The following is a 14788-nucleotide window of genomic DNA, read 5'->3' as shown; positions in this document are numbered from 1 at the left end:
GCGGACGGCGGGCCCCGTGGCCGCGGGGTCCCCGCCGTCCGCCACCCGAGAGTTGGGGGGCGCTGTGCCCGACAGCATGACCTTTCGCAACGAGGACCTGCCGGTCCTCTTCCACCACACCGACCAGGCGGCGGTCTCCCGGCAGCGGGAGTCCGCGCTGGCCACGCGCGCGCAGTTGCTGTTGCTGGTCGGGGCGGCGGGGGCCGCAGCCCTGCCGGCCGGGCCGGCGGTGGGCGGGCTGCACGTGTTCGCGGCGGTGAGCGCGCTCGCGTACGCCGGGGTGCTGGCCGTGGGCGTACGGGCGGCCGGTCGCCGGGCCCGTCCGCAGTGGCAGCTCAACCGCAGCGCGGCCGAGTTCATCAAGTCCCTGGCGTGGCGCTACGCCGTGCACGGGGCGCCCTTCGGGTCGGAGGTCGCCGGGCCGGAGGGGGTGTACCGGGCGCGGCTGGAGAAGGGGCTGGACGAGCTGCGCAAGATGGGCTGGCAGGATCCGCGGACGGCGGGCCTGGTGCCGGAGGGAGGGGAGATCACGGGGGCGATGCAGCGGCTGCGCGGGCTGGACTACCAGGTGCGCAGGGAGACGTACGTCCGGGACCGGCTGATCGAGCAGCGCGACTGGTACCGGCGCCGGACGGAGGGGGCGCGGCGGACGACCGTGCTGTGGTCGTGGACGATCGTGCTGCTGACGTGCCTGGCGCTGCTGCTGGCGCTGCTGGGTGTCTTCGGCTCGGGTCCGGGAGCGGGTGCGGCGGGGCTGCTGAGCGCGGCCGCGGCGGCGGGGATCGCCTGGAACGAGGTGCGCCGCCACCATCCGCTGATCGAGGCGCACACCCTGATCGAGCAGGACCTGTCGGCGATGATGGTGGTGATGCAGACGACCATCACGGAGTCCCAGTGGCCGTCCGCCGTCTACGAGACGGAGCGGTACGTGTCCCCGCAGCACACCGACTGGCTGGCGCGGCACAGCAGTTGAGCCGGGCGGAGGGGGCGTGGTTCAGTCGCGGGTCGCGCCCTCGCGCCAGATGACGGTGACGGGTTTGCCGAGGGCCCGGGCGTAGGCGACGATCTCGCCGGTGCCGCCGTGGCCGCGCGCGGGGAGGCCGTCCCAGACGGCGACGAGCCGGTCGCAGCAGTCGGCGATGTAGGTGCCGGCGGCGTAGTAGGCCTCGTCGGTGGAGCGGGCGAAGGCCATGCGGACCTCCTGGGCGGCGCGGCGCCTGAGCCGCCGGTAGCGGGCGAGGGCGTCCGGGTCCTCGAAGGTGTCCTCGTAGTCCCCGCTGGGGATCACGACGGTGAGGTCGGCGCCGTGTTCCAGGGCGATGTCGGCGAAGAGCTGGTCGGCTCCGTCGGCGAGGCTGGAGAAGGCCTCCAGGGGCCCCCGGTGGCCCGCGAGGACGGCCCGCACGCCTTCCTCCACGTGGCCGAGCACCTCGTCGGGAATCGACCGGTGGCCGGTCACGCCGATGCGCTTCATAGGAGCTCCTCCCCGGGACGCCCTGGACATCCTCCCAGAAGGAGGGAGGACGTCCAGGGTGCCTGTGCCGGGGGCCGGCGGGTCAGTAGACGCTGACGCCGTAGGCGTTCAGGGCTTCGACGACGGGCTGGAAGTAGGTGGTGCCGCCCGAGGAGCAGTTGCCGCTGCCGCCGGAGGTGAGGCCGACGGCGCGGCTGCCGGAGTAGAGGGGGCCGCCGCTGTCGCCGGGTTCGGCGCAGACGTTGGTCTTGATCATGCCGTAGACGATGTCGCCGCCGCCGTAGTTCACGGTGGCGTTGAGGCCGGTCACGGAGCCGCTGTGGGCGCCGGTCGTGGAGCCGCGCCGGGTGACGGACATACCGGTGCTGGCGTTGACGGCGCTGGTGATGTCCTGGCCGCCGACGGTGCCGGGCGGGACCGGGCTGTTGCTGGCGTACTTGATCAGCCCGTAGTCGTTGGTCGGGAAGCTGCTGCCCGCGGTGGAGCCGACGACGGTGGTGCGGGCGGAGTTGGCCCACCAGGTGCCCGCGCCCTCGGTGCAGTGGCCGGCGGTCAGGGCGTAGTAGTTGGTTCCGCTGCGGACGTTGAAGCCGAGCGAGCAGCGCCAGCTGTTGGCGTAGATGGCGTCGCCGCCGGAGAGCAGCTTGGTCAGCTTGCCGGGGGTGCGTTCGATGCGCAGGGCGGCGGCGTCCGGGCCGGCCTCGCGGCGGATTCTGGCGATGTCGGCGCTGGTGACGGTGGAGTCGGCGGTGACCACGAGGGTGCCGGTGGCGGGGTCGGTGTGCCAGGCGGTGCCGGCGACGTCGGCGCGCAGGACGGAGGCCCCTGCGGCGGCGAGCCGGTCGGCGCTGAAGCCGGTGCCGTTGTCGTCCGCGCTGGCGGCGGTGGGGGCGGCGAGGGCCGCCGTGGCGGCCAGGCCGGCGGCCAGGGCGAGCAGCCGCAGTCGGGTGGTGCTGTTGGTCCTCATTTCACGTCCTCCCGGGTGGGGATCGGGGGCCCGGCTCGGGTGGTGGGGGTGCCGGAGCCCGTGAGCGGCGGTGGGGGGACACTGCGGGGGCGCGGCCGGGAAGCCGCACTCTCGACGTGGCCCTGACAAGTCCGCCGGGTGACGCTGAACGGGAGTGTGCGGGCGTCAGTATCCGGCGGCAAGGGCGCCTTTCAGCCGTCGCTCCCCGGCGGCGACCTCGAAGGGCAGGGTGTTGCCGGGGGGCGGGAACGGGCAGATGAAGTGGTCGGCGAAGGCGCAGGGCGGCAACTGGGCACGGTTGAGGTCCACGGTGACGGATCCGTCCGGGCCGGGGGTGCCGGGGTGCAGGAAGCGGAAGCGGTAGCTGGAACTGCCGCTGGTGGCATCGCCGAAGACGGCCCAGAGGCTGCCGTCCTCCGCGTCCACGGCCACCTGGAGGGTGTGCGCGACGCCATCGCGGGTGAAGCCCAGCTCGCCGCCGAGGCCGAGCCCGCGGGCGCGTCCGTCGGCGTTGCCGACCTGGACCGTCCGCGGCCCGGGGTACGGGCGGAAGCGTCCCGGCAGCACGAAGGCGGGGTCGCACGGGGTGACCTCGATGCCTTCGAAGGCGCGCCGGGCCGCCGCCCCCGGGTCGTAGACGCGCACCGCCCACTGCCCCTCGCGCCGGATCACCGGGAGCCGCACCTCCCCGGCCGTCAGCCGGGAGTGCGCGGGCCCGCCCTCGTCCGCGGTGAGGACGGCCCGCCCCGGGAGGGGTTGTCCGTCGAGCGCGAGGCCGTCCTCGGCGGCGGCGGTCAGCACCACCGCTTCACCCTGGACGCGCCAGTGTCCCGGAACGGCGGGAATTCGACCTTCCGGGTAGTCGGCGATCCAGTGGGTGCCCGTCAGGGCGAGGGGTCCGTAGGGGGCGGAGACGGTGGCCACCCGGTGCTCGTGCCACTCCCGCCAGGCCGTGCTCGCTTCTTCGGCGCTCATGCCGCTCAGCCCTTCCCCCACCGGCCGGACGGGAACCTCCGGGTAACCCGTCCGGGCCTGCGGAAACTGACGCCGGATCAGCAGTCGCAGCCGCACCCGTCACAGCAGCAGCCGTCACAGTTGCAGCAGTCGCACCCGTCACAGTTGTCGCACCACGCGTCTCGCTTCTGCCGGGACCAGGGGCCTTCGTGTTCGGTGCAGCAGAGCTGGCAGGTGCAGAAGAGGCCGATCGCCACCGCGCAGCCGTGCAGCAGCCCGCGGCGCGGCTTCTGCGGGGGCGGCCCGCCGAAGCCGCCACCGCCGCCACCGCCGGGGCCGCCCGGACCCATCGGCGGCGGCATCCCGGGCCCGCCCGGGGCGTACGGGCCGGCCTGGCCCCCGCCGTACGGGCCGCCCTGGCCGTACGCGGCGTGCGGCGCACCCGTGGCATGGCCCTGCGGGGGCTGTCCGTACCCCTGCGGGGGCTGCCCGTAGCCCTGGCCCGCGGCGTGCGCGGCGGTGTGCCCGCACGAGGAGGTGCCGAACGCCCGGTCCACGGAGGTGCGCAGCTCGTGCACCAGCAGCCGGTGGGCGAGCCCCGCGTCGGCGAACTCCACCTCGCGCAGCGCCAGCCGTATCCCGTGCAGCGCGTCGTCGCACAGCCGGCGGGCCTCGGCGAGGGAGGTGCCGGTGGCGGTGAGCGGGTTCCAGGCGCCCGCCTCGGCGTCGGCGCGCCGGTCCTCGACGGCGTCCAGCAGGTGCGCGAGCCGCCCGAAGTACCGGCCGGCCTCGGCGAGGGCGGGGCCGTTGCCCGGCCGTCCCGCGAGGACCGCGGTATGGGCGAAGGCGGCCGCGGTCGCGGTCTCCGTCGGCTCGGTGACCACCAGCACGGGCGTGCCCGGACCGGCCAGGGACTCGATGCCGCCCTGGCGGTCCACGGCGTCCACCAGCACCGCCGTGTCGAAGCCGAGCGAGGCTCCGGTGCGGGCGCCGGCCCGGTCCCAGCCCCGGGCCACCCTGCGGGCGGCGGCGGCGATCGGGGCGCGGGCCAACAGCCCGTCCCGGTCGGCGACGTGGTCCCGTACCTTCGCCGAGGCGAGCACCAGCGAGACGGCCGCCGCGAGCCGGGCGCCCTCGCCGTTGGCCACGGGCGCGGTGCGCATGCCGCGCAGCGGGCACGGTCCGGCGGTGCGCCGGGCACCGGGCAGCGGCCCGGACTGAGCCTCCGTCAGAACGGAGACGAGCAGCCCGTCGTAGTTGGTGACGATCCTGGCGAACTGCCCGTGGTCACCGCGAAGTGCCAGGCAGAGCCCGCACAGATGAGCCGTCCACTCGGTCTTGAAGCGCTCGCCCAGCCGGTGCGCGCAAGGTCTGACTATGCCGAACAACCGCTTCCCCCGTGTGTCATACGCGTATTTCCGGGGCATCGTATCCAGCCTGGCGGATCACTCTTACGCCCCAGCGGCTCACCCGGACGGCAGCGGCGGTCGTATTTTCACTCAGTCAGCAGCGGCAGCGTCCGGGAGCCTCGTCAGTGCAACGGATGTTCTGCACCAGTCCCGTCACGAAACATCTGCGCGGCGGCTATCCACTTGGCGCGTTGTCAGCATCATGGACGACGATAGGGGCAGCGGAGAAGAAGACGACTGGCCACGGTGAAAGGAGGCGTCCATGGGTTCGGTACGCAAGGCGAGTGCCTGGTTGGGTCTCGTAGAGGACAGCGACGACGAGCGGTACTACGACGACGACTACGCGGAGGCGGTGGAGCGCCAGCAGGGCTCGGTCTCCGGCCCCGGCGACCAGTGGGTCACCGACCCGCGGGTGAAGGTGGCCTCGGATTCCGCGGTCGAGCGCGGCCGGCGGATCGCGACCGTGACCCCGGACGGCTTCCGTGACGCGCGCGGCATCGGCGAGCTGTTCCGCGAGGGCGTCCCGGTCATCGTCAACCTGTCGTCGATGGACCCGGCCGACGCCAAGCGCGTGGTCGACTTCGCGGCCGGCCTGACCTTCGGACTGCGCGGGTCGATCGAGCGGGTGGCGACCAGGGTCTTCCTCCTGACCCCGGCCGACACCCAGATCGTCAGCGGCGAGGCGGGCGGCCGCGCCCGCGACTTCTTCAACCAGAGCTGAGTCCGGGGGACACCTCCGGGCGTCCCCCGGACGAGACGACCGGGGACCTCACCGGTCTACCGGAAGGCGTCGAGCCCGGTGAGCGCCTTGCCCAGGACCAACTGGTGCATCTCGACGGTGCCCTCGTAGGTGAGCACCGACTCCAGGTTGGTGGCGTGCCGCATGACGGGGTACTCCAGGGAGATCCCGTTGGCCCCGAGGATGGTCCGCGCGGTGCGGCAGATGTCGATGGCCTCGCGGACGTTGTTGAGTTTGCCGAAGCTGATCTGCTCCGGCCGCAGGGTTCCCGCGTCCATGCGGCGGCCCAGGTGGTGGGCGAGCAGGATGCCCTTGTGGAGTTCCAGCGCCATGTCGGAGAGCTTGGCCTGGGTGAGCTGGAAGCCGCCGATCGGCTTGCCGAACTGCTCCCGCGTCCTGGCGTAGTCGAGCGCCGCCTCGAAGCTGGCGCGCGCCGCGCCCATGGACCCCCAGATGATCCCGTACCGCGCGTGGCTCAGGCAGCCCAGCGGTCCCTTGAGCCCCGTGACGTTCGGAAGCACCGCGTCGGCGGGCAGTCGTACGTCGTCCAGCACCAGCTCGCTCGTCACCGACGCGCGCAGCGACCACTTGTGCTTGATCTCGGGCGCCGAGAAGCCCGCGCTGTCGGTCGGGACGGCGAAGCCGCGGATCCCCTCGTCCGTCTGGGCCCAGACGACGGCCACGGCGGCCACCGAGCCGTTGGTGATCCACATCTTGCGGCCGTTCAGCACCCAGTCGGAGCCGTCGCGCTTGGCGTAGGTGCGCATCGCGGCCGGGTCGGAGCCGATGTCGGGCTCGGTCAGCGCGAAGCAGCCGATCAGCTCGCCGGCGGCCATGCCGGGCAGCCAGCGCTGCTTCTGCTCCTCGGAGCCGTACTTCCAGATCGCGTACATGGCGAGGGAGCCCTGTACGGAGACCAGCGAGCGGATCCCGGAGTCCGCGGCCTCCAGCTCCAGGCAGGCCAGGCCGTACTGCACCGCGCTCGCGCCGGCGCAGCCGTAGCCGGTCAGGGACATGCCGAGCGCCCCGATCGAGCCGAGCTCGCGGGCCAGCTCCCGGATCTGGGGGAGCTCGCCGTCCTCGTACCACTGGGCGATGTGCGGCAGGACCCGGTCGGCGGCCCAGGAACGGACGGTGTCGCGGACGGCGAGGTCCTCGGGGCCGAGCAGCTCGTCGAGTCCGAGCGGGTCGGTGGGGGCGAACGGGGTCTTCGGCGCGGACAAAGGGGCCTCCCGGCGGCCACGTGGTTCAAAACCTAGCGGTGCAAGTTTGTCGCCGACCCGGCCTCCGGTCCACCCCCGGCCGGGCGGGAGGGGTCCGGTCAGCCCTGGCGGCCGGAGGTGCCGCCCAGCGCCGGATCGCGCTCGGCCCGGCCCGGGCCGGGGATCCTGGCGCCGGTGGACGGCCGGGACGGGCCGTCGGGCTGCGCGGGCAGGCGTACGGCGGTCCCGGTCTCCGCGGCGCCCCCGGTCTCCGCGCCCCCGGTCGCCGCGCCGGCTTCACCGCACCCGGCGGGCTCGGCGTTGTCCATGGTGCGCGGCAGCTTCAGCGCCATCGCGGCGCCGGCGAGCAGCAGGCACGCGCTGACCACGAGGGTGACGTGCAGCCCGTGCACGAAGGAGTCGCGGGCGGCCGTGTAGAGGGACTCCCCCGCCGGGCCGCCGAGGTGGGCCGCGATCTGGTAGGCCTCCCCGAGGGAGTTCGCGGCGCCCGCCGCGTCCTCGGCGGGGACGCCGGGGACGTCCAGCAGGCCGGGCCGGTAGGCGGCGTTCATCACGCTGCCGAGCAGGGCGATGCCCATGCCGGCGCCGAGCTGGTACGAGGTCTCGCCTATGGAGGCCGCACCGCCGGCGGTCTCCGCCGGGGCCTCGCTCAGCATGGACTCGTAGGCGGCGAAGAGGGTGGTCTGGAGCCCGAAGCCGAGCAGGACGAAGCCCACGGTCAGCAGGACGGGCCGGTCGTGCTGGCCCATCAGCGTCAGCAGCAGCACGGCGCCGGCGGTGACCACGAAGCCCAGCGAGACCATGGTGCGCGGGCCGACCCGCTGGAGGGTGTGGGAACCGGTGGCGCCCGCGGCCATGGCGGCGAAGGTGAGCGGCAGCAGCCGCAGGCCGGTCTCCAGCGGGCTGAGGTCCAGCACCAGCTGGAGGTACTGGACGGCGAGCAGCTCCAGGCCGACCAGGGCCAGCATGGCGAGGACGATGCAGCCGACGGAGGTGGAGAAGGCGGCCCGGGAGAACATCCGCATGTCGATCAGCGGGTGCTCGCGCCGCTTCTGGCGGCGTACGAAGAGGACCAGCAGCAGCAGGCCGAGCACCAGCGGAACCAGCGCCCCCGGGTCGGTGAGCTGGCGTTCCGCGCCGATCCGCTTGATGCCGAGCACCGCGCCGAGGACGCCCGCGGCTGCCATCAGCGCGCCGAGCACGTCCCAGGGGCCGTCGGCCGCGCCCCTGGACTCGGGCAGCAGCCAGCGCCCGACCGGCAGGATCAGGGCCATCAGCGGGATGTTGATGAGGAAGACCGAGCCCCACCAGAAGTGCTGGACGAGGAAGCCGCCGAGCACCGGACCCCCGGCCGCGCCGATCGCGGCGACGGCGGTCCAGATGCCGATGGCCAGCGCCCGCTCCCGCCGGTCGGGGAAGACCTGGCGCAGGATCGACAGGGTGGCCGGCATGATCATCGCCCCGCCGATGCCGAGCAGGGCGCGCGCGGCGATCAGTACCTGGGCGTTGTCGGCGAGGGCGGCGACGGCGGAGGCCAGGCCGAAGAGCGTGTAGCCGAGGAGCAGGATCCGGCGGCGGCCGACCCGGTCGCCGAGCGTGCCGAAGAGGATCAGGAGCGCGGCGCAGACCAGCGGGTACGCGTCGACGATCCACAGGAGCTCCATCGAGCCGGGGCGCAGGTCCTCGGTGACGGAGGGGACGGCCACGTGCAGGATCGTCGCGTCGAGCGCGACGAGCACGAGGCTGACGCACAGGACCGCCAGGACCACCCAGCGGTTGGCGCCGCCGGAGACCGCGGCGAGCCGCTGCCCGAGGGGGGACCTCCTGTCGCCGGCCGTGTTCGTCCCCGACATGCATGTACCTCCCAGGTGGTCCCTCGCACTCGGCGGACAGCGTCGTGGGGCGCCGCGGAGTGGTGCGCTGTGCGGCGTCCTACGGGTCCGGCATCGACACGCGAGTGAAGGGTCAGCGTACGCGAGTTCGCGTGTCCCACACGTGGTCAAGCTCTCATCCCGGCGGCGGCCCCCGTGTGGTGTGCACCACTCGCACCCCTCCGCTCCTCCCCGGCGTGCACACGCCCTCACGGTGGGTGCCCGCGATTCCGTTCCCGCCGGTCGCGGCGTCGATACTCGTCCCCGTGACCACTGTGCCCGTTGACGACGTCCCCGCGAAGCATCCCGGACCGCGCCGTGCCGCGCCTGCGCTCGCCGCCTTCGCCGCGGTGCGGCTGCTGGGGCTGGCGGTGCTCGCGCTGTGGTGCGCGGCGGCCGGCAGCAGCCCGCACACCCTGCTCTCGGCCCGCTGGGACTCGCTCTGGTACGCGCGGATCGCCGCCGAGGGGTACGGGTACGAGGTGGTCCTGCCGGGCGGGGCCGTCCATTCCAACCTGGCCTTCTTCCCGCTGCTGCCGTGGCTGGAGCGGCTGGTGGCGGCGCCCACGGGGCTCTCGTACGGCTCGGCGGGCCTGGTGGTCTCCGCCGTGGCGGGGCTCGCCGCCGCCTGGGGGATCTTCGCCGTCGCCGGCCTGCGGTACGGACGGCGCGCCGGGGTGCTCGCGGTGGCGCTGTGGGCCGCGCTGCCGGTGGGGATCGTGCAGTCCATGGCGTACAGCGAGTCGCTGTTCACCGCCCTGGCCGCCTGGGCGCTGTACGCGGTGCTGCGCGGGCGGTGGATCGCGGCGGGCCTGCTCGCGGCGGGGGCGGGACTGACCCGGCCCGTCGGGGCGGCGGTGGTCGCGGCGGTGTGGGTGGCGGCCGCCCTGGCCTGGCGGCGCGGGGAGCGCTCGTGGCGGACGGTGGCCGGGGTGCTGCTCGCTCCGCTGGGGGCGGCGGCGTACGTGCTGTGGGTGGGGGCCCGGACCGGTGGCGGACTGACGGGCTACCTGGACGTGCAGGCGGGCTGGGGCAACGGCTTCGACGGGGGCTGGGCCTTCGCCCGGTTCATCGGGGCGCGGCTGGCCTCCCCCGCCTTCGCCGCCGGCGTGGGCCTGGTCGCGGGGGTGCTGCTGGTGCTGTGGCTGTACCGGCTGTGCGTGCGGGACCGGCAGCCGGCCGCGCTGCTCGTGTACTGCGGGATCGTGGTGGCGCTGGCCCTGTGCGCCTCCGGGTACTTCGGCTCCAAGCCCCGGCTGCTGCTGCCGGCCTTCCCGCTGCTGCTGCCCCTGGCGGTGGCGCTGGCACGGTGGCGGACCGGGCGGGCGGCGGCCGTACTGGGTGCGCTGGCGCTGGCCTCGGCGGCGTACGGGGCCTTCTGGCTCAACGGTTCGGGACCTCCGTAGACCGGTGGCGGCGGGCGGGGCGCACGGATGGAGCACGCGGACGGGGCGTGATCACGGAACGGATCATTCCCATCCATGATTGCGCAAAGGAATTGGCCGGCGGCAATAAATCGCGTGTAAGTATGCCGATAATTGCGGCGGCGGGACCGCCGGAGTGGAATCCGGAAAGTTCCAACAAGTGTCGGAAGAAGGGGAATTAAGTCCCCCGTGAGACGCACTCCACATCACATGGTCATCACAAAGCGCGCGATTCGCCCGGGCTGCGCTTCCACGCGCGGTAACGTCGATTGAGTGCGTACCGACCAAATGCTTGCCCGTCTGGAGCCGGTGTTCGCCCGGCTCGACCGGGAACCAGAGCGACCGGCTCATCTGCAAACTCCGCAGATGAGCCGGCATCGCGTCGTGCTCCTCTCCGCGACCCTCGCCTTCTACCTGGTGACCGTCGTGGCCGTGTTGACGACCTCCTGGCTCGTCCGCCTGGACTGGCAGATCATGTTCTTCCGGCCCTACGAGCAGTGGCCGCAGGTGCACGCCTTCCTCGACTACCTCGTCGTACTCGGCCAGCGGGGGCCCACCGCCGTGATGGTCGCGGCCTGGCTCGGCTGGCGCTCCTGGCGCCAGCACACCCTGCGCCCGCTGATCGCGCTCGGCGTGGCGCTGCTGCTGCTCAACATCACCGTGGGCTCCGTCAAGCTCGGCCTCGGTCGGCTCGGCCCCCACTACGCCACCCAGATCGGCTCGGCCGAACTCTTCGCCGGCGGCGATATATTCCCTTCGGGCCACACCGCCAACGCCGTGGTGACCTGGGGGATCCTGGCCTACCTGGCCTCCACCACCGTCACCCGCCGGGTGCTGTCCGTGCTCTCCGCGGTCGTCTCGCTGAGCGTCGGCGCCACCACCGTGTACCTCGGCACCCACTGGGTGAGCGACGTGCTCCTCGGCTGGACCGCCGGACTGCTCATCATGCTGGCGCTGCCCTGGTTCGAGCCGCTCATCAGCCGCGCCGAAGCCTACGTCTTCGAGCTGCGCGAGCAGTGGCGCCGACGCCTGGAGGAGGGCCGGATCTCCGAACCCGTCGCCGCCGCGATCACCCCGCTGCTCTCCGCGGGCGGCAAGTGGCAGCCCGGACGCGCCCCCGGCGACGGGGAGGACGGGGCTCCGGCGCCCGCCGCCCACGCCCCCGCCACGCACGCCCCCGCGCTGCGCCCCGCCGCGCACCAGCCCTCCCGCCAGCACCTCATCCGCTCGGAGCGGACCCCGCTCACGCCCGGGGGCAGCCGCCGCCCGGCGCACACCGAGCGGGCCTCCGCCCGGGGGGCCTCGGCCCGCCCGGCCACCGGCGGCTGACCCCCCGCGGGGCCGGTACGCACAGCCCCACCCCGCACCGCGAGAAACGGCGGGCCGGTCCCTCGGACCGGCCCGCCGTCGGCGTTCATATGTCCGGACACGTCAGCCCGGTGAGCGGATGTTCCTCCGCGCCGGGTCACACTTGTGTCACGGGTTGTCGACAACCGCCGCGGTAATGCCGGCTCGGCGGACCCCTTTCGAATTCCGCCGGGTAAACGGAAATTCGCGGGCCCGGACTTACTCCTGCCGCACTTCCGCGGTCCTGTCCAGGGCCCGGCCCAGGAGGTCCCTCAGACCCCGGATCCGGTCCGACAGCTCGGGCGGCTCCACCACCTCGAACTCACAGCCGAGCAGCATCACGTGAATCACCAGGACGTCGAGGCTGACCGCCCCGGTGCGCAGCAGACAGCTCTCCGCGTCGACCGGTTCCAGCACCCCGTCGGCGGGCCCGATGATCCCCGCCGCCTCCTCGGCGGGGACGCGCAGCCGCAGCAGCGCCCGTGCCGCGTACGCGCCGTGCGACACGCCCCGGGAGACATAGGCGGCGAGGTCCTCGGCCGGTGCCGGGCGCGGTACGAAGCGCGGGCCGTGCGGCGGGCGGGGCTCGATCCGGTCCGCGCGGAAGGTCCGCCAGTCCTCCCGGTCGAGGTCCCAGGCGACGAGGTACCAGCGCCGCTCGGTGCACACCAGCCGGTGCGGCTCGACCACGCGCCGGCTGACGCCGCCGCCGTGGTCCCGGTAGCCGAACCGGAGCCGCTCGCTGTCCCGGCAGGCGGCGGCGAGTTCCGTGAGCACCGAGGCGTCGACGGTGGCGGGACCGGGGCCGCGCAGCATGGGCACGGTGAACTCGTTGAGCGCCGAGACCCGTCCGCGCAGCCGGGACGGCAGCACCTGCTCCAGCTTCGCCAGGGCCCGTACGGAGGCCTCCCCGATCCCCTCGACGCCGTTGCCGGCGGCCGTGCGCAGCCCGACGGCGACCGCGACGGCCTCGTCGTCGTCCAGCAGCAGCGGCGGCAGCTCCGCCCCGGCCCCGAGCTGGTACCCGCCGCCGGTACCGGGGCTGGCGTTCACGGGGTAGCCGAGCTCGCGCAGCCGGTCGACGTCCCGCCGCACGGTGCGGGACGTGACCCCGAGCCGGGCGGCGAGGTCGGCACCGGTCCATTCCCGGTGGGCCTGCAGGAGGGAAAGCAGGCGCAGCAATCGCGCGGAGGTCTCAAGCACGCCCCCAGTGTGACGCCTCCCCCCGCACGCGCCGCCCGCGAGGTACGCCGCCGCTCGCACCGGCCGGCCGCGCCTCGCCCACGCACCCGGCGGGCGGCGGACCCCCTCAGAGCACCGGGGCGGGGGCCGGGGACGCCACGGCCGGGGCCGGCTTCGCCGGAGCCGGGGCGGTGGAACTCGCGGGCGCCGGCTTCGCCGGAGCCGGGGCGGCGGGACTCGCGGAGGCCGACTGCGCCGGGGCCGGCTTCGCCGGAGCCGGGGCGGTGGAACTCGCGGGCGCCGGCTTCGCCGGAGCCGGGGCGGCGGGCCCCGCCGGGACCGGCTTCGCCGGGGGCGGGGCGGGCGGGTCCGCCGGGGGGAGGGTGAGGAAGACGCCCGCCTTCAGCTGCGACGGCGTCGGGCCGATCAGCGGGCGGTTGGCTTCGTAGAGGGGACGCCAGCCGCCGGGCACGCGGCGTCGGCGGGCGATGCCGTCCAGCGTGTCCCCCGCCCGCACCACGTGCATCCGCCCCGCCAGCCCGTACCGCTCCGCGCACACCGGCCACGCCTCCCAGCCCTGCCCCGCCAGCAGTTCCTCCGCGACCCGGATCTGCTGCTCCCGGCTCGCCAGGTCGGCCCGGGCCGCGTACACCGGCCCCCCGTACGCCTCCCACGTCGGCTGCGAGAACTGCAGGCCCCCGTAGAAGCCGTTGCCCGTGTTCACCGCCCAGCGCCCACGGCTCTCGCAGTCCGCGACGCAGTCCCACGGCCACTGCCCGCCCGGCCCGCAGTCCCCCGGCCCCGTGCCGATCACGCCCGGCGAGCCCGGGTACGCGGCACCCGCCGGGCCGGAAACCGGTGGCGGCGGCGCGGCGACCGCGCCGACACCCGGCGGGAGAACGAGCACCAGCGCGGCGACCGCCGCGGCCACGGCGGTGGCCGCCGCCCGCCGCATACACAGATCGGGCATCGGCTCACGCTACGGAGCCCCGGCCCCCGGCCCGCCGCGCCACGCGGCGCCCGCCCCCGCCCCACCCGGACGGGCGACACGGCAGGCACCCCCCACACGACAGAAAACAGGCACCAACTGCGCACGAAAAGGCAACAGTTGACATCAAGCAGAAGTCCCGGCCGGGCGGTTCACCCTTCCGGGTGGCCGGTTCGATTCCGTTCCCTCAAACGGCGTGACTCCGGCCACCGCTCCTCCGTTGATCCCGGCGAGCCGGGAACCCCCCGGCCTCCGCACGAATGAGGAGCCACCCGTGCCGCGCATGCTCGACGTCAGTCTTGAGGTACGTGCCGAGATCGGTGACGAAGAAGCCGACAGGCTGCTCACCGGCGACGACGCCCCGGGCAGTTACGACTGCACCTCCTGCCGCACTCCCGGCGACCCCGAGACCGACCCCACGAGCACCGTGCTGTTCGTGGGCGAGGAGACCGCCGTCCTCGCCTTCGCCCACGCCGCCTGCATCCCCTCCCAGGTCGTCGCCGTCTCCGAGGAGCAGCTCCAGGGTGCGGTCCGCAGCATCACCGGCGACAGCCCCGCCCCCGCTCCGGAGCAGGCCGGCGGCACGGCCCCGCAGTCGGTGCCGGGCGGCCAGGCCGTCCTCGGCATCACCAGCGGCCTGGTCCTGATCGCCGGGGAGCTGCACCCGGCGCTGGTCGTCGAGCCGACCGCTCCCATCGCCCGTCCCGGCACCACCGGCCCCGGCGACGACTTCCTCCCGCTCCTGATCGAGCAGGGCTTCATCCCGGTCACCGACACCAACGAGGTCCCGTCCGCCCTCGCCGGCTGGTCGGTCCTGCTGGCCGGCGGGCAGCTGCACGCCGTGCTCCAGCCCGGTCCCGAGGGCGGGCAGCAGGTGGCCTGGTGGCAGGCGCACCAGGCGCTGAGCGTGACCGACGGCTGGAGGGCCGCCGTCAACAAGACGCAGCGGGTGCTCATCTACGCCGCCCCGGTCGGCTCCATCGGCCAGCAGCCGCGCGAGGACCTGCTCCGCGACGCCCTCGACAAGGCCGCGAGCAACGGCAAGCTGGTCGGCGCCTCCATGCCCCTGGCGGGCACGCCGGGCGCCTGAGCTCCTCTCCTCCCCACCCGGAAACGGCCGTCCCACCCCCGCCCAGGGGGCCGGACGGCATGCGCCGGGGGTGCGCGGTCCGTCCCGCGCACCCCCGGCGATCTGCGTTTTCCGCCCCTT

General features: G+C 74.3%; 13 protein-coding genes. 5 read left to right on the top strand and 8 right to left on the bottom strand.

From position 1 onward, the window contains the following. Nucleotides 1-76: 76 nt before the first annotated feature. Nucleotides 77-973 (top strand): DUF4231 domain-containing protein, encoded by an 897-nt coding sequence (locus tag ACZ4WZ_RS24520; RefSeq protein ID WP_467893438.1) that lies wholly within the window; start codon nt 77-79, stop codon nt 971-973. A gap of 21 nt (nt 974-994) precedes the next feature. On the opposite strand, the gene ACZ4WZ_RS24515 is transcribed toward ACZ4WZ_RS24520, so the two are convergent. The 4 genes from ACZ4WZ_RS24515 to ACZ4WZ_RS24500 all read right to left on the bottom strand — a co-directional run bounded on the left by ACZ4WZ_RS24515 (nt 995) and on the right by ACZ4WZ_RS24500 (nt 4783). Further along, nucleotides 995-1474, bottom strand: coding sequence for a hypothetical protein (locus ACZ4WZ_RS24515; protein WP_467893436.1), 480 nt, complete (start codon nt 1472-1474; stop codon nt 995-997). A gap of 82 nt (nt 1475-1556) precedes the next feature. Continuing rightward, nucleotides 1557-2441: a S1 family peptidase gene (locus ACZ4WZ_RS24510; protein ID WP_467893434.1), complete on the bottom strand. Its 885-nt coding sequence runs from the start codon at nt 2439-2441 to the stop codon at nt 1557-1559. Between the two features lie 165 nt (nt 2442-2606). Next, the gene (locus tag ACZ4WZ_RS24505; protein WP_467893432.1) at nt 2607-3416 is read right to left on the bottom strand and encodes a DUF1684 domain-containing protein; all 810 of its coding nucleotides are present in this window, start codon (nt 3414-3416) and stop codon (nt 2607-2609) included. A gap of 77 nt (nt 3417-3493) precedes the next feature. Continuing rightward, the gene (locus ACZ4WZ_RS24500; RefSeq protein WP_467893431.1) at nt 3494-4783 is read right to left on the bottom strand and encodes a DUF5685 family protein; all 1290 of its coding nucleotides are present in this window, start codon (nt 4781-4783) and stop codon (nt 3494-3496) included. Between the two features lie 283 nt (nt 4784-5066). On the opposite strand from ACZ4WZ_RS24500, the gene ACZ4WZ_RS24495 reads away from it, so the two are divergent. Beyond that, nucleotides 5067-5525 carry a cell division protein SepF gene (locus tag ACZ4WZ_RS24495; RefSeq protein ID WP_388943378.1) on the top strand — a complete coding sequence of 153 codons (459 nt, stop codon included), beginning with the start codon at nt 5067-5069 and terminating at the stop codon, nt 5523-5525. A 56-nt stretch (nt 5526-5581) separates the two neighbouring features. On the opposite strand, the gene ACZ4WZ_RS24490 is transcribed toward ACZ4WZ_RS24495, so the two are convergent. Together ACZ4WZ_RS24490 and ACZ4WZ_RS24485 are read right to left on the bottom strand one after the other, a co-directional pair. Continuing rightward, nucleotides 5582-6766 (bottom strand): acyl-CoA dehydrogenase family protein, encoded by a 1185-nt coding sequence (locus ACZ4WZ_RS24490; protein WP_467893428.1) that lies wholly within the window; start codon nt 6764-6766, stop codon nt 5582-5584. A gap of 98 nt (nt 6767-6864) precedes the next feature. Beyond that, nucleotides 6865-8619 carry an MFS transporter gene (locus ACZ4WZ_RS24485; protein WP_467893426.1) on the bottom strand — a complete coding sequence of 585 codons (1755 nt, stop codon included), beginning with the start codon at nt 8617-8619 and terminating at the stop codon, nt 6865-6867. A gap of 284 nt (nt 8620-8903) precedes the next feature. On the opposite strand from ACZ4WZ_RS24485, the gene ACZ4WZ_RS24480 reads away from it, so the two are divergent. Together ACZ4WZ_RS24480 and ACZ4WZ_RS24475 are read left to right on the top strand one after the other, a co-directional pair. Then, nucleotides 8904-10043, top strand: a complete 1140-nt coding sequence (locus ACZ4WZ_RS24480) for a glycosyltransferase family 39 protein (RefSeq protein WP_467893424.1) — start codon at nt 8904-8906, stop codon at nt 10041-10043. A gap of 291 nt (nt 10044-10334) precedes the next feature. Continuing rightward, the gene (locus tag ACZ4WZ_RS24475) at nt 10335-11390 is read left to right on the top strand and encodes a phosphatase PAP2 family protein (protein ID WP_467893423.1); all 1056 of its coding nucleotides are present in this window, start codon (nt 10335-10337) and stop codon (nt 11388-11390) included. A 237-nt stretch (nt 11391-11627) separates the two neighbouring features. Here ACZ4WZ_RS24475 and ACZ4WZ_RS24470 read toward each other — a convergent pair whose 3' ends face one another. After that, the gene (locus ACZ4WZ_RS24470) at nt 11628-12611 is read right to left on the bottom strand and encodes a helix-turn-helix transcriptional regulator (RefSeq protein WP_467893422.1); all 984 of its coding nucleotides are present in this window, start codon (nt 12609-12611) and stop codon (nt 11628-11630) included. Between the two features lie 106 nt (nt 12612-12717). After that, the gene (locus ACZ4WZ_RS24465) at nt 12718-13560 is read right to left on the bottom strand and encodes a LysM peptidoglycan-binding domain-containing protein (protein ID WP_467893421.1); all 843 of its coding nucleotides are present in this window, start codon (nt 13558-13560) and stop codon (nt 12718-12720) included. A 292-nt stretch (nt 13561-13852) separates the two neighbouring features. On the opposite strand from ACZ4WZ_RS24465, the gene ACZ4WZ_RS24460 reads away from it, so the two are divergent. Beyond that, the gene (locus ACZ4WZ_RS24460; RefSeq protein ID WP_467893420.1) at nt 13853-14668 is read left to right on the top strand and encodes a hypothetical protein; all 816 of its coding nucleotides are present in this window, start codon (nt 13853-13855) and stop codon (nt 14666-14668) included. The last annotated feature ends 120 nt before the right edge of the window (nt 14669-14788 follow it).

It is taken from the genome of Streptomyces sp. NPDC029122 (assembly GCF_055569445.1).
This window is presented reverse-complemented; position numbering and strand designations above follow the sequence as displayed.

Excerpts from the sequence above, each read along its gene's own strand:
- ACZ4WZ_RS24520 (WP_467893438.1), top strand. The coding sequence starts at position 77 with ATGACCTTTCGCAACGAGGACCTGCCGGTCCTCTTCCACCACACCGAC.
- ACZ4WZ_RS24515 (WP_467893436.1), bottom strand. The coding sequence starts at position 1,474 with ATGAAGCGCATCGGCGTGACCGGCCACCGGTCGATTCCCGACGAGGTG.
- ACZ4WZ_RS24510 (WP_467893434.1), bottom strand. The coding sequence starts at position 2,441 with ATGAGGACCAACAGCACCACCCGACTGCGGCTGCTCGCCCTGGCCGCC.
- ACZ4WZ_RS24505 (WP_467893432.1), bottom strand. The coding sequence starts at position 3,416 with ATGAGCGCCGAAGAAGCGAGCACGGCCTGGCGGGAGTGGCACGAGCAC.
- ACZ4WZ_RS24495 (WP_388943378.1), top strand. The coding sequence starts at position 5,067 with ATGGGTTCGGTACGCAAGGCGAGTGCCTGGTTGGGTCTCGTAGAGGAC.
- ACZ4WZ_RS24485 (WP_467893426.1), bottom strand. The coding sequence starts at position 8,619 with ATGTCGGGGACGAACACGGCCGGCGACAGGAGGTCCCCCCTCGGGCAG.
- ACZ4WZ_RS24465 (WP_467893421.1), bottom strand. The coding sequence starts at position 13,560 with ATGCCCGATCTGTGTATGCGGCGGGCGGCGGCCACCGCCGTGGCCGCG.